This window comes from Mycolicibacterium confluentis (assembly GCF_010729895.1).
GTDB lineage: Bacteria > Actinomycetota > Actinomycetes > Mycobacteriales > Mycobacteriaceae > Mycobacterium > Mycobacterium confluentis.
On sequence record NZ_AP022612.1, the window covers coordinates 2,857,422 to 2,877,851 of the forward strand.

The window sequence follows — 20,430 nt, forward strand, 5'->3', positions numbered from 1 at the left end:
GCGGGCGGTCGGTTCGCCCGCAACCGCAAAGGGTACGTGCCCGACCTGATCAGATGTGAGTCAGCGCCCCTGGTCGTTGGACGTGTCGCTGTCGGTGATCTCGGTCGCCGCGCTCTCGGTGTCGAAATCGGGCTCGATCTTGTCGCGGATCGCGAGCTTCATCCACGTCGTCACCACGCCCGGCGCGATCTCCAGATCAACCGTGTCGTCGGTGATCGCGGTGATGGTGGCCTGCAGGCCAGAGGTGGTGTGCACCCGGTCGCCGATGCTCAGCGACTCGTGCAGGTCGATGGTGGCCTGCATGGCCTTACGCTGGCGCCGAGAGGCAAAGAACATGAACGCGCCCAGGATGATGAACAGCGGTAGCAGGGTCACGATTTCCATGGCGGTTCCGATTCTCTTCGAGGCTTTCGCGTCAGACGGCGCCACAAAGCTCAGGGCATGGCAGCAGGTCAACGCGTTTCGTCAGGGACCAGTGTGCCATTGCGAGACCTCGGCGACTCCCCCCGGTCACCCCGTCCCCGCGCCACGGCAGTCCTGACGCCCAGATTCGCTCTGGGCGGCGCGGCCACGGATTACGCTCTACGCGTGACCGACCTGGAACAGAGCCGCCTGCTCAAGACCGAGATCCCCGGCCCGCGATCGATCGAACTCGGCAGACGAAAGACGGCCGCGGTGTCGCACGGCATCGGCACGACGATGCCCGTGTACTGCACGCGGGCCGCGGGCGGAATCATCGAGGACGTCGACGGCAACCGCCTGATCGACCTCGGCTCGGGCATCGCGGTCACCACGATCGGCAGTTCGTCGCCGCGCGTCGTCGACGCGGTGCGAGACCAGGTCGGCGACTTCACCCACACGTGCTTCATGGTCACGCCGTACGAGGAGTACGTCGCGGTCGCCGAGCACCTCAACCGGCTGACCCCGGGGTCGGGCGAGAAGCGTTCGGTGCTGTTCAACTCCGGCGCCGAGGCCGTGGAGAACGCCATCAAGATCGCGCGGTCCTACACCGGCAAGCAGGCCGTCGTCGCGTTCGACCACGCCTACCACGGCCGCACCAACCTGACCATGGCGCTGACGGCCAAGTCCATGCCCTACAAGAGCGGGTTCGGGCCGTTCGCGCCCGAGGTCTACCGCGCTCCCCTGTCCTACCCCTACCGCGACGGTCTGGTGGACAAGGAGATGGGCACCAACGGCGAACTGGCCGCCGAGCGCGCGCTGAGCGTCATCGACAAACAGATCGGCGCGGCCAACCTGGCCGCGATCATCATCGAGCCCATCCAGGGCGAGGGCGGCTTCATCGTCCCCGCGCCGGGCTTCCTGCCCGAACTGCTGCGATGGTGCCGCGACAACAACGTGGTGTTCATCGCCGACGAGGTGCAGACCGGCTTCGCCCGCACGGGCGCAATGTTCGCGTGTGAACACGAGGGCATCGAGCCCGACCTCATCGTGACGGCCAAGGGCATCGCCGGGGGCCTGCCCCTGTCGGCGGTGACCGGTCGCGCCGAGATCGTCGACGCGCCTCATGTTTCAGGTCTGGGCGGCACCTACGGCGGCAACCCGATCGCCTGCGCGGCGGCGCTGGCCACCATCGAGACGATCGAACTCGGCGGACTCGTCGAGCGCGCACAGCAGATCGAGAAATTGATGAAGGACCGCCTCGGCCGCCTGCAGGCCGACGACGACCGCATCGGTGACGTCCGTGGCCGCGGCGCCATGATCGCCGTCGAACTGGTCAAGTCAGGCACCGCCGAACCCGACGCGGATCTGACGAAGCGGCTCACGGCCGCGGCGCATGCGGCGGGGGTCGTCGTCCTGACCTGCGGCACCTACGGCAACGTCCTGCGGTTCCTGCCGCCGCTGGCGATCAGCGACGACCTGCTCACCGAAGGCCTCGACGTGCTGGCGCAGGCCCTTTCCGACCTGTAGCGCCCGATAGGCCGACCTCGCGAGCCGCTCGAGGGTCAGTAGAGGCCGTCGAGGGTGTCCGTGAAGTTCTGCAGGACGATCTTGCGCCGTATCTTCATGCTCGGCGTCAAATCGCCTGCCTCGACGGACAGTTCGCGTTCGATGATGGCGAACCTCTTGATCTGTTCCCAGCGGTTGAGGTCCTTGTTGAGAGTGTCGATGTAGCCGCCGATCAATTCCCGGGTCTTCTCATCGCGTGCGATCTCGCCAAAGGACTTGTCGCCCAAGCCGTTCTTGTCGGCCCATTCGGTGATGGCCTCGGCGTCGAGGCCGACCAGCGCCGTGCAGTAGGGCTTGCCCTCGCCGTACACGATGAACTCCGTGGCGTACGGACAGATGCCGGTGAACGTCGCCGCGATCGGGGACGGCGCGACGTACTTGCCCTGCGAGGTCTTGAACATGTCCTTCTTGCGGTCGGTGATCCGCAGGAAGCCGTCGGCGTCGACCTCACCGATGTCTCCGGTGTGAAACCAGCCGTCCGGTTCGAGGGCCTCGGCGGTGGCGTCGGGCAGGTCGTGATAGCCGGTCATCACACCGGGACTCCTGAGCAGGATCTCACCGTCGTCGGCGATCTCGACCTCGGTGCCGGGGAACGCCCAGCCGACCGTGCCGAACCGATAGGCGTAGGGCCTGTTGATGAACGATGCCGCCGAGGTCTCGGTCAGTCCATAGCCCTCGAGCACGAGGATTCCCACGGCGTCGAACCACTGGGCGACGTCGCGGTTCAGGGCCGCGGCCGCGGAGACGAAGAACCGCAGGCGGCCGCCGAACCGCTCCCGGATTGTGGAGAACACCAGCCGATCAGCGACGTTGTACTGGAGTGACGTTGCCAGCGACGGCCTCTCTCCGGCCTGCTTGGCCCGGGACACGTTTAGGCCCACCCCGATCGCCCAGTCGAAGATCCGCTTCTTGAGTCCGCCCTCCTCGGCGACCATGCCCTCGATCCGGGCATGTGCCTTCTCGAAGATGCGCGGGGCCGCACCCATGATGGTCGGACGCACGACGGCGAGGTTCTCGACGATTTTGTCGACGCGACCGTCGATCGCCGTCGGGAACCCGATCGCCAGGGGCAGCGCCAGCATCACCTTGCCGAAGGCATGCGCCAGCGGCAGCCACAGGAAGTTCAGGTCGTCCGGGCCGAGGATCTGCAGGGCGTCGATGGCCGCAGCCGTGTACGTCCACGCCCCGTGCGTGAGCCGCACCCCTTTCGGCCTGCCGGTGGTGCCGGAGGTGTAGATGATGCTGGCCAGGTGCTCGGGCCCGATGCTGTGGATGCGCTCGTCCACCGCATCCGGGGTCTCGGCGAGCAGTTGCCTGCCCAGCGCCTCGAGTTCGTCGAGGGTGATCACCCAGTCGCCGTCGCCCACGCCGTCGATGATCACGATCTTCTGCACGCCGGGCAGTTCGGCACGGTGCGCGATCAGTTTGTCGACCTGGGTCTGATCCTCGGCCACCACGATGCGGCTCCCCGAATTAGCGACGATGAACGCCACGTCGGGGGCGTTGGTGGTCGGGTACACCGTGGTCGTGGCGGCACCCGCACACATGACGGCGAAGTCGACGAGGACCCACTCGTATCGGGTGGAGGAGGCCAGCGCGACCCGGTCCTCAGGAGCGATCCCCAGCGCGATCAAGCCCGCTGAGATCTGGCGGACGCGCTCATCGACCTGCTGCCAGGTGACACTCGACCAGCCACTGCCGTCGGGGTACCGGAACGCCTCGGCCCGCGGAGTGGCCGCGACGCGATCGACGAACAGTCGAGCCACCGAGGAGGCCCGGTTCTCAATCTTGGTCTTGTCCGGCGACTCGTCGGCCCGTTGCAGGTGCCCCATGGCCTGATTCTAGGAACCCGACCGCCGGTCGTATACGGAATCGCGCAGGTCAGGTCAGTGCGGCACTGGGTGGTGGTGCCGACGACCGAACATGCCCGAGAGCCGGCTCCGCACACCGCGGTGTTCGGGTTCCTTCTCAATGACTTCGGTGCGCTGCTCGGGCATCGGCGCTGCCAGCGGGGCCGCCTGCTCGTCAGCCTCGTCCACTGCGACGGCCTGTCGCTGGACATAGCCGACATCGCGGACGCTGCGGACCGACACGCGGCCCAGTGCCATCGCGCCCAGGAACACGATCAGCGCGCCCAGGCCCGAGAAGAACGCGAGCTCGAGCACGACGGTCTTGGCGGGCGTGGCCGCTGCGGGCACGCCCATCTCACCCATATCGACCATCGTCGCGAAGGCACGACCGACGATGAACCAGGCGCCGGCGGCCACGGCCAGCCAGCCGCCAAGCATGGCGGTGGCCCGGTTCCGGGACATGGCCAGCATCAGCCCGCCCAGCACGGCGACCACACCTGGCAGCACTTCCAGCCACCCGCGGGCGTCGGTCCACACCCACGGCCGATCCGGTGAGTACGCGAAATCGAAATACGGCCCCACGAATGGGATCAGTGCGCCCCACAGACCGAGCAGCACCAGCAGCAGCCCACTGGCTGCGCCGCGACTGCGCGCGATGTGGAGGCGCCCGCCCTGGGGATGCTCCGGAGTGTCATACGTACGCATGATCGATCACCTCTCCTGTCGTCTGAACTGCGGGTACCCGGCCTCCGTGCGCCGAAACCGCACCGTTGCGCAGTGACCTGAGACACACCTGGCCAGGCAATTCACAGCACACTCCCAGGCCGGCAGGCACCTTCCCGGGAATATCATTAGTTCGGCTAACGTAGTTTTCTGTGTGCACCGTCGCACGCCCCCGAAACTTCTATCGATTACGCATTGAAGGACGACCGATATGTCCAACGACACTCGCGAAGGCCGCTTGGCCCAGCGCATCGAAAACCTGTATGCGACCGACCCGCAGTTCGCCGCGGCCCGCCCCGACGCGGCTGTCAGCGCCGCCGTCGCGTCCCCCGATCTGCGCCTCCCGCAGGTCGTCGAGACCGTCCTGCGCGGGTACGCCGACCGTCCCGCCCTCGGCCAGCGCGACGTGCGGTTCGTCACCGACCCGCAGACCGGACGCACGTCGGCCGAACTTCTGCCCAAGTTCACGACCATCACCTACGCACAACTCTGGGAACGCGTCGCGGCCCTGGCCGCCGGCCTGCAGGACAGCCCGGTGCGTCCCGGTGATCGAGTCGCGATCCTGGGCTTCACCAGCATCGACTACACCGTGGTCGACACCGCGCTCGGACAGCTTGGGGCGGTGAGCGTGCCCATGCAGACCAGCGCCGCGGTGGCGTCGCTGCAGCCCATCGTCGCCGAGGCCGAACCCACCCTGATCGCCTCGAGCATCGACCAGCTCGACGACGCCGTCGCCCTCATCCGCAGCGGTCCCGCGCCACAACGACTCCTGGTGTTCGACCACCTGCCCCAGGTCGATGCGCACCGGGAAGCCTTGGAGAAGGCGACGTCCGAACTCGCGGACCTCGGCGTCGTCGTCGAGCCGCTGGCAGACGCCGAACTGCGCGGCGCAGGAGCGCCCAGCCCCGGCCTCGTCGGCCCCGGAGAGGACCCCCTCGGTCTGCTCATCTACACCTCCGGCAGCACCGGCGCCCCCAAGGGCGCGATGTACCCCGAGAAAAAGGTGGCCAACCTGTGGCGCGCCGCCGCGAACTCGCACTTCGACGAGAACCAGGGCGCGTTCCCGACCATCGTGCTGTGCTTCCTGCCGATGAGCCACGTCATGGGCCGAGGCGTCCTGATCGGCGCGCTGGCCAGCGGCGGCACCGCGTACTTCGCGGCTCGCAGCGACATGTCGACCTTCCTCGAAGACCTCGCACTGACGCACCCGACGCAGTTGAACTTCGTGCCGAGGGTCTGGGACATGCTGTTCCAGGAGTGCACCAGCCAGGTGGACCGCCGGCGGGCCACCGAAGGCGCATCCGCCGAGGAGAGCGTGCGAAATGATCTGCGCCGAAAGCTGTTCGGCGATCGGCACGTCACCGCCATCACGGGTTCGGCGCCCATCTCCCCCGAACTGCACGCCTGGGTCGAGGAGTTCCTCGATATGCACCTGGTCGAGGGTTACGGGTCGACCGAGGCCGGCGCGGTGTTCGTCGACGGGCATGTGCGCCGTCCTCCCGTGACCGACTACAAACTCGTCGACGTCCCCGATCTCGGCTACTTCGGCAGCGACGTCCCGCATCCGCGCGGTGAACTTCTGGTCAAGTCGGAGCAGCTCTTCCCCGGGTACTACAAGCGGCCCGACGTCACCGCGGCGATGTTCGACGAGGACGGTTTTTACCGCACCGGCGACATCGTGGCCGAGATCGGACCGGATCAGCTGGCCTATGTGGACCGGCGCAACAACGTGCTCAAGCTGTCACAGGGCGAGTTCGTCACGGTGTCGAAGTTGGAGGCTGCCTACAACGACAGCCCACTGGTGCAGCAGATCTACCTGTACGGCAACAGCGCACGCCCATACCTGCTGGCCATCGTCGTCCCCACCGAAGACGCCCAGAACCGTTATGACGCTGCCGAACTCAAACCCGCCATCGCGGAGTCCCTGACGGCCGCGGCGCGCCGGGCCGGGCTCCAGTCCTATGAGATTCCGCGCGACTTCCTGATCGAGACCACGCCCTTCTCGCTGGAGAACGGGCTGCTGACGGGAATCCGCAAGCTGGCGTGGCCGCGACTGAAGGAGCGGTACGGCGCAGCGCTGGAGCAGCTTTACGTCGACCTCGCCGAAGGGCAGGCAAACGAACTGAGCCAACTGCGCGTGTCCGGCGGCGCGGGCCCCGCCCTCGACACCGTGAGCCGGGCTGCGGGCGCGCTGCTGGGCGCCTCGGCCGCCGACCTGCGACCCGACGCCCATTTCGCCGACCTCGGCGGCGACTCGCTGTCGGCCCTGACGTTCGCCAACCTGCTGCACGACATCTTCGGTGTCGATGTCCCGGTCGGCGTGATCGTCAGTCCCGCAACGGATCTTGCGGCCATCGCCGACTTCGTCGACGAGCAGCGCAGCGGCGGCAGCAGGCGACCGACGTATGACGCGGTGCACGGTCGCGACGCGACCGAGGTGAAGGCCTCGGACCTGACCCTGGACAAGTTCCTCGACCCCGCCGTCCTCGCGGCAGCGTCGACACTTCCGGGGCCGGCCTCCGAGATCCGGACCGTACTGCTGACCGGTGCCACCGGCTTCCTGGGCCGATACCTGGCCCTGGAGTGGCTCGAGCGCATGAATCTGGTTGGCGGAAAGGTCATCTGCCTGGTGCGCGCCAAGGACGACGACGCGGCCCGCGCCCGCTTGGACGCCACGTTCGACAGCGGTGACGCCACCCTGTTGGCGCACTATCGCGAACTGGCGGCCGACCACCTCGAGGTCATCGCCGGCGACAAGGGCGAGGAGAACCTCGGCCTGGACCAGCAGACTTGGCAGCGGCTTGCCGACACCGTCGACCTCATCGTGGATCCGGCCGCCCTGGTCAACCACGTGCTGCCTTACAGCCAACTGTTCGCACCCAACGCGCTGGGCACCGCCGAGCTCATCCGGATCGCCGTGACGTCGCGGATCAAGCCGTTCATCTACGTCTCGACGATCGGTGTCGGCGCTGGGATTGAGCCCGGAAAGTTCGTGGAGCAGGCCGACATTCGTCAGATCAGCCCCGTTCGCCGGGTCGATGACAGCTATGCCAACGGCTACGGCAACAGCAAGTGGGCGGGTGAGGTTCTGCTGCGCGAAGCCCACGACCTGTGCGGACTGCCGGTGTCGGTGTTCCGATGCGACATGATCCTGGCCGACACCACCTACGCGGGCCAGTTGAACCTTCCCGACATGTTCACCCGCCTGATGCTGTCGCTGGTGGCCACGGGCACCGCGCCCGGGTCGTTCTACGAACTCGGCCCCGACGGCGCACGTCAGCGCGCGCACTATGACGGACTGCCCGTCGAGTTCATCGCCGAGGCCATCTCCACACTGGGCTCCCGGGTGGTGGACGGGTTCGACACCTATCACGTGATGAACCCGTACGACGACGGCATCGGCCTCGACGAGTACGTCGACTGGCTGATCGAGGCCGGCCATCCCGTGAGCCGGATCGCCGACTACGGCCAGTGGCTCGAGCGGTTCGAGAGGTCCCTGCGGGCGCTGCCCGACAAGCAGAGGCAGGCTTCGCTGCTGCCGCTGCTGCACAACTACCAGCGACCGCAGCCTCCACTCAACGGGGCGATGGCACCGACCGACGCGTTCCGGGCCGCCGTCCAGGACGCCAAGATCGGACCCGACAAGGACATCCCGCACGTGGACCGGGCCGTCATCGTCAAGTACATCTCGGACCTGAAGCTGCTCGGGATGCTCTGAGAATCGCTACAGTTTCTACTGCGGGCCGGGCTCCCACGGGTGCCCGGTCCGTCGTTTCCGGCCAGCTAGATAGTGGTTTCACGAGGCGCTACGGTTTTGTGTTGCATTGCTACGGTTTATTTGCAATAGTTGCAGCATGATCACCACTCAGCCGGTCTTCGAGGTTCACATCACCAAGCACGTCGGACTGCTGCTCGTCTGGTTCACCCGGACGTACACGTTCCGGGGCACCTACGCCCAGTGCGGCGCCGAGTTGGCCCGCGCACAGCGGCAGAACAAGCTCCTCGGTTGGTGGAGCATCCCGTCGCTGTTCTGGAACGCCATCGCGCTGGCCGGCAACTCCGCGGCGGCCAAATCCCTCGCCCGCGACGCCGCAGTCGCGTTCGGCCACCCGTCCGCTATGCGAGGCCCCATGCCAGCAGCACGATCGCAAGCACGGGAAAAAGTCCCTGCGTGATCGCGGCCCGCGCCTTGTCGGGTGACGAGATCAGCAGCACCACGGCCGCGGCGGCCATCGACCCCACGCCCGCGAACACCAGTGCCGCGCCGCCGAACACCGACGGCACACTGGTCACCCGGTCCCCCACGATCACCAGCACCAGGCCGATCACCGTGACCACGGCCAGAAACAGGTTGTAGAAGCCCTGGTTGAAGGCCAGCACCTTGGTGGTCTCGGCCTCTTCGGGCGTCGTGCCGAACGTCGCGCGAGTGCGCGGCGACGTCCACGTCACCGACTCCATCACGAAGATGTACACGTGCAGCAGCGCCGCCAAGGCGGCGAACACCAGTCCGGCGATCACCATGTGTGCACAGTAGCCATACGGCCGTCGACCGGGACCTGGTTTCTCGACACCGAACCCGTCCGAATGGATCCGTCAGGGTTCGCCAGTCCCCACCCGCCTGGTGCGGTGTCACTACCTGATGACGCCGCCGACCACACGGCCACGACGAACTCTCCTACTCACCAACCCTTTTGATCCGGTTGGTTACAGGTATTCGCCCTTGGGTTGGACGGTGATGATGTCGTCCTGCATCTCATTCTGCGATCGGGGTTGGTACGGGGTGTACCACCACCAGTCGCAGCGTTCCCCGGAAGTCCCGGAGTAGGGCCGCACCCGCGGCGGGGGTCCGTTCGGTTGTCGCGCCAGGGTGCCGTGACTGAGTTCGTCACCGTCGCAGTCGAGCACCCGCAGGCGGCTGGCCGGCCCCAGCACGGTGATCTCGCCCTTATGGTGCATCCGATGGTGAAAACGACTCGGTGAAGAACACTTAAGCGAGGCGGCCTGTGGTGACTCGAATACCATTGAATACTCACTGAGTACTAAGTAGTCTTTGATGCATGAATGAGCGACGGCAACGGCGCGAAGCTATGGACTTTAGCCAAGCGACCGCCGCCGCACGCGCAGGAGTGAGCCTCGCGACCTGGCGGCGGTGGGAAGAGGACCCCGAAGCGGTGAGCGCAAGCACGCGCATCAAGTGCGGAGGTGTGCTCGATGCGGAGCGGGCTATTCACGAACGGCGTGTGGCACTACGAGCTGAACACGAGAAGGTTGAACGGCAGTGGAATGACCACCCCCTCCTTACGCCACGTCAGGCGTTGGCGATTCGAACCCAGCTCGACATGTGGCAAGACCTGTTCCTCGGCCCCTGGCTGGAGTCCAGCGGGGCTAGTGGGCCGCTGTACACCGTCAGCCCTTTCGACAGCCTTGATCCGCGTGTCATGGTCTACGTCAACGACAACAAGGCATGGGCCTACCTCGCGCGTCAGCGGTGCATCGCCGTACGCGATGAAATGGGCTGCGGCTTGCTGCCTTTCGATCGCGCCGGGTGCTTTTTCGATGAAGTGCTGATGGCGCTCGTTATCGACTGGCTGGAAGAAACCTACGACGATGACGTCGCCGAAGGCGCGTTTAACGGCCTCCCGTCGCATCGGAATGACGGTCATTGGAACGCCGTCTCAGACGCCTTCGATAATGCCGCTCGCTGGGCAGAATGGGACGTTCCTGCCATCATCGGTCACCCACTACTGCCGGCCATGCTGGCTGAGCGTCACCCATTCACTTGGTTCGACGCGCCGCCGTTGCCGCCGTCCTCGGGCCGCAACTGAGGACCAATCTGGTGGTGTCGACACCGATTCTCTGAAGTGCGCTTAGTCCGTATGTCATCCTCCGGGTTCGCAGCCATCGCCCGCCTTGCGGGAAGCCTCGATTGGGCGCCAGTTCCGCCGAGGCAGTACGACACGCCGAACATCGATGGACGTCATAGCGTCCCTTTCGGACGGCATGATGTACTCTGCGGACGTTCACCTGTCCACAAGTACCGTCGGGAGATTCGATGCTCAGCTATGGGTTCTGGAACAACAAGGGCGGCACCGGGAAGACCTCGCTCTGCTTCCAGTCAATCTGTTTCTACGCTCACCAGCACCCCGAAGAGCGGATTCTCGTGATTGACGTCTGCCCGCAGGCGAACTTGTCCGAGTTGCTGCTCGGAGGTTTGGCGAATGGAGGGAGCGACCGACTGCTCGCGCGCCAGGGTGCGGTCCCGCGGGCCACCATCGGTGGGTATTTCCAGCAGCGGCTCCCTTCGCCGTACCAACCTCCAGCCATCGAGCCGCTGGACTACATCACCACTCCGTGTGAATACAACGACGAGATCCCCGAGAACGTCGACCTGATCTGTGGGGACCCACTGCTCGAGTTGCAGGCGAACGCCATCTCGACACTGGCAAACAACAACATTCCAGGCACCGACTCATGGATCGCGATCATCGATTGGATCAAGGATCTGCTGCAGCCGTTGAGCGGCAAGTACGACGTTGCGTTCATCGACTGCAACCCAAGCTTTTCGATCTATACGCAGATCGCCCTCTCGACGGTCGACCGCATGGTGTTGCCGGTGATGGCCGACGACTCATCGCGCCGGGCGATCCAGAACGCCTTCTCGTTGGTGTACGGACTCAAGCTGCCGTCCGACATCTACGCGACATACGCGTTCGCGACACGTTTGCGAAATGCCAACCGCACCTTGCCGAAGGTGCACATGATCGTGAAGAACCGCCTCACCCAGTACATGGGAAAGGCGTCGGCCTACGCCGCCGTACTTCGCTCGATCGACCGCGACATCGAGAAGTTGATGGACAGCAATCCGGAGATCTTCACATTCGAAGCGCTGAACGACGGGATCGTCGATGTGCGCGACTTTCAGACGACCGGCGTCGTGGCGTTCGCGAAGGGCACGCCGCTCTACAGCCTTAAGACGGGCAAGCGTGACGTGATGGGCCAGCGCGTCACCGTGCACGAGGACTACAAGGCCAACTGCGTCGAGCACATGAACGACCTCGTCGGTCAGCTTTAGGCACAGGCAAGGGATAAATCTTCAAATAAGATTTTATTTGACGAAGCAACACGTTGCTTGTATGGTTTGTCATTACCGCCTCCGGTTAGGAGGTTAATCCCCAACAGGAGGCACTATGACCGCCATCACCGTCGACCCGCTTCGCCTGTCGAAGCCGCAGGACTCCAGCACGTACCTCGCCATCCGGACCCAGCAGGGCGGCCGTGACGTGTACAGCGTGCGGGTTCCGCTGCTGGACCTGCCGACGATCCTCCCGGTGCCCGATCCGAACAACGTGGACAAGGACAACCGCAAGGTCGATCGCCTCCACGCCAAGCACTTCGGGGAGTACCTCGACGCCAAGAAGGACTGGGTCGCTCCGGCGCTGCTGGCCCGCGACACCGGAGGCTGCGTCTTCGAGAAGGTGGACGAGAACGGGGCGGTTGGCTACCTGTCCGTCCCGTGGGCCATCGGCGGGATCTCAACGCTGAAGACCATCGACGGACAGCACCGCGTCCTCGGGGTGTCCCTGGAGAAGCAGCGCATCACCGACGCTGTAGCTGCGAACGATCGTGAGACGGCGCGCAAGGTCGGGCCCGAGAAGGCCGCGAAGCTCGCCGAGGAGCGCAAGTTCCTGATCGCTCAGATGGAGCGGCTCAAGCAGGAGTACGTCGGCCTGGACATCTATGTCGAGACCGATCCGATCAAGGGTCAGCAGATGTTCGTGGACGTCGCCGACAACGCCAAGGGCATCAGCAGCGCCGTGCGCGCCCGCTTCGACAGCTACAAGGTCGCCAACCGCACCCTGTCCGACGTCATCGACCACCCGCTGCTCAAGGGTCGGGTCGACGCCGAGCAGGACCGCATGACGCTCAAGAATCGCAACCTGATGGGGGCCAAGCACGTGGCCGACATCACCCGGGCCGTCATCGCAGGCGCGGGCGGTCGGATCAGCAAGAAGGCGGAGCAGAACCTCACCGACGGTGAGGTGATCGAGCAGGTAAAGGACTTCCTCGACGTCATCTCCACAGCCTTCGTGGGGCTGGCCGCGGTCACCGAGGACGATCCCGAGGCCGAGCTGAAGGCCGACGAGCTGTCGATGTCTCAGAAGCTGCGGCGGGGCTCACTGCTCGGCTCGGTGGGCATGCTGCGGGTCCTGGCCGGGGTGTTCCGCGAGTTGCGCGCAGGCGATGAGCCGGTTGAGCTGGATGACATCACCGAGTTCTTCAAGCGCCTGGACCGCCATATGCCCGCCCCGGTTGAGGAGACGAGCATCTGGCGCACCACCGACGCGAACGTCGACTTCGAGCCGAACGCGAGCGCGCCGATCATGAGGACCCAGAACATCGTCCACCTGGTGGGCGTCATCTCGGGCTGGTACAAGAAGCCCCCGGCCTCCCTGTAAACCACGCCACGAAGGGCGTCACCCGCGCGGGTGACGCCCTTCGTGGTTCTTAAGACCACCTGCGGCAGTCGTGCGGGAAAAAATTGTGGGGAGAGAAACCTGCCTATGCCGCGAGGTGCACAAAAAGGGGTTACGGGGAGTACCCGCCCGGGGTGTTGAGCGCCCCGCGGCTGCGAGCTGGCGTCGGCCGACAACGCCGCCGCGCCGCGGGGGCGCCCTGGGCGGCGAGGCTCGTTACTCCTCGCCCGCCGGTCTGCGGACTACGGTGCGTCGTACAGACGCACGATGGCCTCGGGGTGCGGGAATGCGATCCCGGCGCGCAGGGTGGCCTTGATGCCGATCTTGTCGAACTCGAAGTACCTGCTGCGGTCGACGTCGAGGCGCACATCGTCGCGCAGCACGACGAGGACCTTGGCGGCAGGGATTGCCCACACATCACCGAGTGCCACCGCGGCCGACGGGATGAGCGGGATTCCGAGCACCTGGCGTTGAGTGGGCTGCGATGCGTCGTAGCCCAGTAGCGGCTCATTGCTGCCGGTCTGCTTCTTCACCTTGGCCAGTGTGAGCACCGTGGTCGGGTGTGCGACGAACGCGGTGACTGTGGCTCCGACGGTCTCGGCCTTGGACAGTGCCTCTGCGAAGGGGTCGGTGTTGGCGATCGTGCCGCCGGTGTCCACGGTGGATACGCCGGTCACGGACAGCAGACCGGACGGGCCGTTGGCGACGGTGTTGCCGAAGAATGCGGAGTCGAGGCCTCGGGCGATCTTCTCGGCCAGGCCGTCGCCGACGACGGCCTGAGCCGACGGCGCGGAGTCCTCTGCAAGCTCCCGGGAGATGACTGACAGGCCGCCGACTTTGGCCGGGCGCACGACGAGTTCATCGAAATCGGCGTCGGATGCGGTGATCTCGGAGCCTTCGGCGAGCCACGCGACCCCGGCGTCGCCTTGGACTACCGGGATGCGGTACTCGTTGGAGGTCGTCGTGACCACGGTGGCGACGCGCAGTGCGACGGACTTTTCGCGGACCGGCTGGACGATCAGCGTACCGAGCTGTTCGGGGAGCAGTCCGTGAGTGCCGCCGCTGGTGGAGGTGAGTAGAGTCATGAGAAATGTTGCCTTCCAGGCGAATTGAAACGTGATTGGTTTACGTCTGCGCGGCTTACAGCCGAATGCAGATTGCCCGCCTGGGGCGATCGGTGCGGTGGCCCGAGTACCTGACTCGCGAGGCCACCGCACCGACCAATGTACTGCCGGTGTGACTCAAACCGTCCGCCCCTTGCGGTCAGTCGACGCCCGCCCTTGTGTTCAGCAGCCCGGCCCACGACACGCCGGGCCGGTGGTCGGTGCCGGTCGCGCCGCTCCTGAGCCCGGCCCCGACGCTGGCGGGGTTGCGTTTGACCACAGGTTTGCGCGGCGACCAATGCGGATGCGCTGCGAGGGTCGCCTGCGCAGCCTCGACGACCTTGGCGTGAGAGAGGTTGCCGTCGTCGTCGAGGAGTGCGGACAGGTCGAGGCCGTCGCGGAATATGTCGGCGCCGTCGGCCAGGTGCTCGGCGGCCAGGCGCATGACCTCACCGCGTTGCAGGGCGGTCAGGCGGTCGTTGGTTTCGGCGAGTTGCGCCTCGGTGTCGCGCAACTGCTTGCGCCACTTTGCGGCCTCACGGCCTGCGCCGCGGTCGTCGACGGCTTCTGCGGCGTCGACTGTTGCTGCCTCGACAGGTGTGGTCTCAGCCTCGACCGCCGCCCCCACGGCGGCCTCGGTATCAATTGCGTTCTCGCTCATTGGTGTTCCCTTTCGGATTTGATGAATGGTGCGGTGATGCCGACGCATTCGCTGTGCGCCGTGACGCCGTGTTCGTTGTACTCGTAATGCGTCACGGTGACCTGCGCGGTGCCGTCGGCCAGCAGGCGCAGGTCGTCGAGCGAATGCTCGACACGGCGGGGCACGATGTCGCGCGGTGCGCTCCGGTAGTCGTCGAACGCTGCCTGTATGGGATCGTGCGCGTCCCGGTCCTCGTCGTCGATCATTGTGTACCTTCCTGTTTGGTGTGTGCTGAGCCTGTCGCCGCACACAGGTGGTGGGTGTGTTTCACACCGATGTATTGCTCGTCGCAGCGCGTCACGCCAGTTCGCCGCCGATGGGGGTGAAGTCGCGACCCATGCTCAGCACGATGTTGTTGCGCCAGTCCTCGCGGCAGACAGTGGCGAGGTAGCCGGGCACGTCGGGCGCTGGAATGAGTTCGCCTGTCGTTTTGTCGACACTGGCGAAGACCTCGCGTCGGGTGCCGGTCGCCGGGTCGTGCTGTACGAGGACGACTGGTGCCTCCGCGGCGGCCTGGCGGCCGTCGGGGTTGCGGTAGACCACGACGAAGCCTTTGACTTGCGTCACGGCGAGGGTGCTCCAGGTGGTGTTCGTGTACGTCATGCGTCTACTCCTTGTGCAGTTGTTGTGGTTGAGCTGCGGTTATGTTGAGGCAGTACGCATTAGCACCCTTTAGGGGTAAATCGCTCTGTGTTGTGCTCATGTGGGGATTTACCTTTGGTACGTGCTGTGCGTACTGCCTCGCCTGTCACGCCTCGGTTTTCACTTCGAGGGCAATACCTGATCGCCACCGCTTGCCGTTGCTGGGCTTCCCGGCGGGGTAGCCGCGCTTGTCGAGTGCCTGCCCGAACGCCTTCTGGCTCAGCTGTTCTGCGCCGTCGGCGCTGCGCCACCGATCCCATGCGTTGAACAGATCCGTCGTGGTCGCCTTCAACACCGGGCTGCTCGTCGAGCATTCCTCGTCGATGAAGCGTGCCACCGCGTCGCTGTCCCGCTGATAGTCGCCCGTCGCGGCGAGCACCTGCGGTGGCTCGGCGAGCTTGTCGCCGTTGGCGCGGTAGGCATTCCATCCGGCGATGGCCCACCCGAGTACGGCGTCGGCCTCGGCCTGCAGCTTCTCGTCGAGGTGCGGGTCGCGGTCCTCGGGTGGGATCACGACGTCGAACGGGATGACGCGCAGCCGCCGCCATACCGCTGGGTCGTCACCTGACACCTTGGGCAGGTGGTTGGTGACCAGGAACGCGGTGTGCGATGGCGTGAACTCCACTAGGTCACGGTGCACATACCGGGCCTTGATGGTGTCGCCACCAGTGAGCCGCTTCATCGTCGCCTCGGCGAGCCGCCGCCCCTCGTCGCTTTCGGACACGACGATGAACCGCCGCCCTCGTAGGTCCATCTGCCCGGTGGGGTGTGCGCCCTCGCGGGCCATGAACAGATCGGGGTCGGCTGGCGCGGCGTAGTCGCCGAGGGTGAACAGCATCGCCCCGTACCAGGTGCCCTTGCCGTTGGCGCCGGTGCCGGTGAGGATCGGCAGAATGTGCTCGGCGACCTTGCCGAGCAGCGACAGCCCGGCGACCCGCTGCAGATACGCCCGTACTTGCTCGTCGGGCTGCACCTGGTCGATGAACCGCGCCCATGCGGTGGCGTGCGCTGCCTTGTCCCATGCGCCGTGGGTCACCTTGGTGATGCAGTCCCGTGGGTCGTGGTCGCGCAACTCCATCGTGCGCAGGTCTAGTGTGCCGTTGGCGACGTTGAGTAGGTACGGGTCGGCGTCGAGATCACCGACCGTGCACGCGAACCCGTCCAGTGCGGCCGCGACGCGCAGCACCCCTTCGATGCCGTTGGCGGTCTCGCACTTGGCGACGTCCTTGCGCAAGTTCTGGTCAACGATCGACTCGGCCAGAGCTACGGCCATCACGTCGAGTACGGCACGCTTGGCGAACCCGCCGTCATCGGGTGCCCACCTCTTGCTGTCCCAGTACAGCCACCCCAGGCCGTGCAGGTAGAGCAGTCGGCCGACGTACGCCGTTTGCAGTCGGTAGGCGATCCGCACTTGGCCGCTGTGTTCCTCGGTGCCTTGCCGCCGCGGTGGCGGGTCGACCTGTTGAACACCGCGGAATCCGATCAACTGCAGGATGGCCACCGATTGGCAGCCGTTGCGGCACTGCAGTTCTAGGTTGCCCATGCGGGACTGGACGCGCAGTGACATGTCTGCCGGGTTGTGCGCTGAGCAGTTCGGGCATTGCACGTCGTGCCACCGCGCGCCCGGCTTCTCGACGATCGGCACGCCCCACCGCTTGAGAGCGTCGATGCCGTCTCGATAGCAGATGCCCTTGACACCAACGGTCATGCGGCGACCACCTTGCTCTGGGGCTGGCCGGTGCGGCGCGCTGGGCGCAGTAGCTCGGCCAACTGTGCTCGCTGCTGATCGGTGAGCGGCGGGGCTGCCGCGACCACCCGGTCGACATACTCGTCGAGCGCAACAGCTTTGGCGCGCATTGTGGGTTGAATGCGGGTCATTTGGCGACCGTGGTGAGGAGATCGTTGACGTCAGCGACGCTGACGCGCAGCAAGCGGGGGCCGATGCGGTAGCCGGTGATGGTGCCCTCGGCGATCCAGCGGCGCACAGTGCGGGGGTGGACCCCGGCCCGGTGGGCTACCTCGGCGGTCGAGACAGTCTGTTCAGGCGTCATAGGACGCTCCGTTCGTATTCTGTTGTCAGATTCAGTTGTGAGTACGTCCCGTAAGTTACATCCCGTCCGGCTCAGCCCGACCGCCCTGCGACGCGAATGAACCCAACGCCATCTGTTGTTGACACCTCAACAGTTACAACAGGTTTCGCTGCCGTGGCGGCTAGCGCCAGTTCACGGCCACCCGCTCGGGGTGGAATACGTGACCGCCTTTCCCGACGGGCGCGACGACGAACTCGACCAGGACGTCGATCACGGCACGCAGCCGATCCGGCGACAGCTCTGTGATCGCCTCGACGACCTCGGGCTTGCCGAGCGGCAGACCGTCGAAGACTCGCAGCCGCTCCGTGTCCTGTTGGCGCCGCTCGATTGCTTCGAGCTTGTCGGTGATCCGTGCCGTCGCACGCTGCGCCTGCTGTCCGGTGAGCAGCCCGTCGGCCCGTTCGTCGGCGATCTCGTCGAGGCGAACCAGCAGGGCCAGCCGCTCGACGCGCAGCGCCTCAGCTTCGGCAGCGTCGTGCACCTCGGCTTTCAGCAGGTCGACGGCATCGGCCCGAGCGAGACGCCCGGCGACCACCTTGTAGATCAGCGGCTCGACATGCTCAGCGCGGACACTGCATCTGCGGCATGTCTTGCAGGCGTATGTGATTGAGTGCGACCGTGGCGCATCCTTGTGGGCCTGCATGACCCACTGACCGGACAGGTAGCCACCGCAACCAGGTTTGCCGCACTGCAGCACGCCGGTCAGCAGATGCTTGCGTACCGATTTACGCCCCGGCGCGCGACCCGGCGCGTTGAGCACCGCCTGAGCCGATCGCCAGGTCTGCTCGTCGACCAGGCCCGGCCAGGTGCCCTTGCCGACAATCTCGCCGCGGTGATCGCGCAGCCCGGCATTGCGCGGCGCGCGCAGAAACAGCGAGACAGTCGAGGCGCTCCACGGCCTGCCGTTGAGCCCATGCACCCCGGTCCCATTCCACGCGCGGGCTATGTCGCTGATCGACCCGCCAGCCAGCACCGCGGCGTACGCCTCACGGACCAGCGGCGCGGTGGCCGGGTCAGGTTGGTGCGTGTCGTCGAGGTAGCCGAACGCCCGGCGCCATTGCGGTCGGCCCGCCTCGGCTTTCTGCTGGGCGGCACGTAGCTGCCGGGCGCGCTTGTGCTCGATCTCATGCGCGGCCACGCTGCCTTTCAGCCGTGCCATCAGGCGCCCTTGAGCGGTGGCTAGGTCAATGTCGCCCGATACGGTTGCCAACGCCAGTCGCTTGTCGTCGGCCAACGCCATGAACGCCTCAAGCTCGATCGGACGTCGGTGCAGCCGGTCCAAGTCCCAGGCGACGACGGCACCGATCCGGCCCTCGCGCACATCGTCGAGCATCCGCTCATATGCGGGCCGCTTCTTACCCGAAGACGCACTCACGTCATTGTCGACAAACTCGACCGGCGTCCACCCACGGTCGGCGCACAGCTTGAGGCAGTCCTGGCGTTGGCGGGTCACCCCTAGCTGCTGGCCGGTCGGATCGGAGGATATACGCAGGTAAACGGCTGCTTGGGGGGCGTCCATCCCTTAAATGTACTTCACCAAGTCGATTGTGATACGGGCACAACAGCACCAGATTCTCCAGCTCGGTCTCCCCGCCGTCCTCCCAATGCCGGATGTGATGCGCATGCAGACCCCGCGTGGCCCCACACCCCGGCACAGCGCAGGTGGGGTGCCGATGCTCCAGGGCGCGGCGCAACCGCCGGCTGATCGTGCGCGTGGTGCGCCCAGACCCGATGACCTGACCGTCACGTTCGAACCACACCTCACAGGTGGCATCACAGGCCAGGTACCGGCGGTCGGCGGCAGACAGAGCCGGCCCCAGATGCAGATTGGCCAGCTTCTCCTCGACATCGACGTGCAGCACCACCGTGGTGCGATGCCCCTGCGGGCGCGCGGCGGCCTCGGCATCCCAACCGGCCTCCACCAACCGCATGAAACCGTCTGACAACGTCGGAAACGGTGGACGACGCAACTCATCACGATTGTGCCCGGTATCGGATTCATCAGCGTCGTGATCACGCTTCCACTCACCGATCAACGCCTCATGGTGCGACTGCAGTCCGGCCTCGAACTTCGCCGACTCGATCGCAGGCAAGGTGATGCGCCACGTGACGGTGTCCTCACCCACCGACTTGCTGATCGACGCTTGCGGTTCCGGCCGCGGCGCAGGTTCTGGCCGCGGCTCCAACTTGATCGCCTTCTTCAACTGGCTGACCGAGGCATGGGTCGCGAACTGCGCATAGTGCTCATCGGAGCCCTCGCCGGCGCGGCGGGCGATCACCCCCACCTGATCCAGCGACAACTGCCCCTCCCGCAGTGCACCCACACAGCGGGGGAACTCCTCAATCCGCTCGGCGATCGCGGCGATGGACTTCGAGTGCTCCGACGAGGCGCCCAACCGCCAGGCCAGCAGTGCCGCCAACGACCGACAGCCCGTATGACCCCACAGCCCGTCCATCCGCGCGGCGATCTCCACGATCCGGCCGTCAATCGCGTTGCGCTGCCCCGCCAACTCCGCCAACTCCTCGAACAACACCCCCAGTCGGTCACCGATCGGCAGCTCAACCGCCTCGCCGGGGAACGCCGTGATCGACATGACCCCAGTCAACCAGCACCCACCGACAGAAATCGCGCCGCAAAGCAGTGGCCGGATTCGTTGGCAACGCAGAATCGCGTGCTGACCGATCTATGGCGCAACGGCTGAATGCCAGTGCCGGTCGGCACCCTCCAGCAACCTCCGTGTGACACATCAAAATTGTTGCGGGGGAAATCATATGGCGATCGCCGTTGGCTGGTTCCCTCTACCGCTGCCATGCGCAGTGCACACAAACTGATCGTTGGAGCCCCGGGCTAACCGAGGCACGATGATGAGTCCATGAGGC

At 65.8% G+C, this 20,430-nt stretch carries 18 protein-coding genes and 2 pseudogenes; 6 read left to right on the forward strand and 14 right to left on the reverse strand.

What is annotated here, in order from left to right; translation table 11 throughout:
- Positions 1-60: 60 nt before the first annotated feature.
- Positions 61-384, reverse strand: a complete 324-nt coding sequence (gene yajC / locus G6N34_RS13205; RefSeq protein ID WP_085157392.1) for a preprotein translocase subunit YajC — start codon at positions 382-384, stop codon at positions 61-63.
- A 204-nt stretch (positions 385-588) separates the two neighbouring features.
- Here yajC and gabT point away from each other — a divergent pair, with 204 nt between their 5' ends.
- Entirely contained in the window at positions 589-1,929 is a 1,341-nt protein-coding gene (gabT, locus tag G6N34_RS13210; RefSeq protein WP_109788700.1) for a 4-aminobutyrate--2-oxoglutarate transaminase, read from the forward strand.
- Between the two features lie 35 nt (positions 1,930-1,964).
- Here the strand turns inward: gabT and G6N34_RS13215 are convergent, their stop codons facing one another.
- Positions 1,965-3,800, reverse strand: a complete 1,836-nt coding sequence (locus G6N34_RS13215; RefSeq protein WP_085157388.1) for an AMP-dependent synthetase/ligase — start codon at positions 3,798-3,800, stop codon at positions 1,965-1,967.
- Between the two features lie 54 nt (positions 3,801-3,854).
- Entirely contained in the window at positions 3,855-4,523 is a 669-nt protein-coding gene (locus G6N34_RS13220) for a hypothetical protein (RefSeq protein ID WP_085157386.1), read from the reverse strand.
- 229 nt (positions 4,524-4,752) lie between these two features.
- On the opposite strand from G6N34_RS13220, the gene car reads away from it, so the two are divergent.
- Together car and G6N34_RS13230 are read left to right on the forward strand one after the other, a co-directional pair.
- On the forward strand, positions 4,753-8,259 hold the full coding sequence (gene car, locus G6N34_RS13225) for a carboxylic acid reductase (RefSeq protein WP_085157384.1): 3,507 nt from the start codon (positions 4,753-4,755) through the stop codon (positions 8,257-8,259).
- A gap of 136 nt (positions 8,260-8,395) precedes the next feature.
- A complete protein-coding gene (locus G6N34_RS13230; protein WP_133057830.1) occupies positions 8,396-8,716 on the forward strand; it encodes a hypothetical protein in 321 nt (106 codons plus the stop codon).
- On the opposite strand, the gene G6N34_RS13235 is transcribed toward G6N34_RS13230, so the two are convergent.
- Both G6N34_RS13235 and G6N34_RS13240 read right to left on the reverse strand, forming a co-directional pair.
- Complete coding sequence (locus G6N34_RS13235; RefSeq protein ID WP_085157379.1) at positions 8,658-9,062, reverse strand: DUF1304 domain-containing protein; 405 nt, start codon at positions 9,060-9,062, stop codon at positions 8,658-8,660. The genes G6N34_RS13230 and G6N34_RS13235 overlap by 59 nt on opposite strands.
- Positions 9,063-9,245: 183 nt before the next feature.
- Positions 9,246-9,509, reverse strand: a pseudogene (locus tag G6N34_RS13240) (hypothetical protein); the annotation flags it as partial.
- An 89-nt stretch (positions 9,510-9,598) separates the two neighbouring features.
- Between G6N34_RS13240 and G6N34_RS13245 the strand changes: the two are divergent.
- The 3 genes from G6N34_RS13245 (at position 9,599) to G6N34_RS13255 (ending at position 12,997) form a co-directional block, all read left to right on the forward strand.
- Positions 9,599-10,366 (forward strand): helix-turn-helix domain-containing protein, encoded by a 768-nt coding sequence (locus tag G6N34_RS13245; protein WP_133057829.1) that lies wholly within the window; start codon positions 9,599-9,601, stop codon positions 10,364-10,366.
- Between the two features lie 227 nt (positions 10,367-10,593).
- Positions 10,594-11,613: a ParA family protein gene (locus G6N34_RS13250; RefSeq protein WP_085157371.1), complete on the forward strand. Its 1,020-nt coding sequence runs from the start codon at positions 10,594-10,596 to the stop codon at positions 11,611-11,613.
- Positions 11,614-11,728: 115 nt separating this feature from the next.
- Positions 11,729-12,997 (forward strand): DNA sulfur modification protein DndB, encoded by a 1,269-nt coding sequence (locus tag G6N34_RS13255; protein WP_085157369.1) that lies wholly within the window; start codon positions 11,729-11,731, stop codon positions 12,995-12,997.
- Between the two features lie 260 nt (positions 12,998-13,257).
- Here G6N34_RS13255 and G6N34_RS13260 read toward each other — a convergent pair whose 3' ends face one another.
- From G6N34_RS13260 to G6N34_RS13300, 9 genes and pseudogenes are all read right to left on the reverse strand, one after another.
- Positions 13,258-14,100, reverse strand: a complete 843-nt coding sequence (locus G6N34_RS13260) for a phage major capsid protein (RefSeq protein WP_085157366.1) — start codon at positions 14,098-14,100, stop codon at positions 13,258-13,260.
- 178 nt (positions 14,101-14,278) lie between these two features.
- Complete coding sequence (locus G6N34_RS13265; protein WP_085157363.1) at positions 14,279-14,779, reverse strand: hypothetical protein; 501 nt, start codon at positions 14,777-14,779, stop codon at positions 14,279-14,281.
- Positions 14,776-15,024, reverse strand: coding sequence for a hypothetical protein (locus G6N34_RS13270; protein ID WP_085157360.1), 249 nt, complete (start codon positions 15,022-15,024; stop codon positions 14,776-14,778). Before G6N34_RS13270 ends, G6N34_RS13265 begins: the two co-directional genes overlap by 4 nt.
- A 91-nt stretch (positions 15,025-15,115) precedes the next feature.
- Positions 15,116-15,421 carry a hypothetical protein gene (locus tag G6N34_RS13275; protein WP_085157357.1) on the reverse strand — a complete coding sequence of 102 codons (306 nt, stop codon included), beginning with the start codon at positions 15,419-15,421 and terminating at the stop codon, positions 15,116-15,118.
- Between the two features lie 145 nt (positions 15,422-15,566).
- Entirely contained in the window at positions 15,567-17,168 is a 1,602-nt protein-coding gene (locus G6N34_RS13280; RefSeq protein WP_085157354.1) for a DNA primase family protein, read from the reverse strand.
- Positions 17,165-17,278 (reverse strand): annotated as a pseudogene (locus G6N34_RS13285) (hypothetical protein); the annotation flags it as partial. The pseudogene G6N34_RS13285 and the gene G6N34_RS13280, both read right to left, overlap by 4 nt.
- Positions 17,279-17,334: 56 nt before the next feature.
- Entirely contained in the window at positions 17,335-17,511 is a 177-nt protein-coding gene (locus G6N34_RS13290; protein ID WP_085157351.1) for a helix-turn-helix domain-containing protein, read from the reverse strand.
- Between the two features lie 160 nt (positions 17,512-17,671).
- Positions 17,672-19,003: a recombinase family protein gene (locus G6N34_RS13295; protein ID WP_085157348.1), complete on the reverse strand. Its 1,332-nt coding sequence runs from the start codon at positions 19,001-19,003 to the stop codon at positions 17,672-17,674.
- The gene (locus tag G6N34_RS13300; RefSeq protein ID WP_085157345.1) at positions 18,927-20,144 is read right to left on the reverse strand and encodes an HNH endonuclease signature motif containing protein; all 1,218 of its coding nucleotides are present in this window, start codon (positions 20,142-20,144) and stop codon (positions 18,927-18,929) included. Before G6N34_RS13300 ends, G6N34_RS13295 begins: the two co-directional genes overlap by 77 nt.
- Positions 20,145-20,430: the final 286 nt, after the last annotated feature.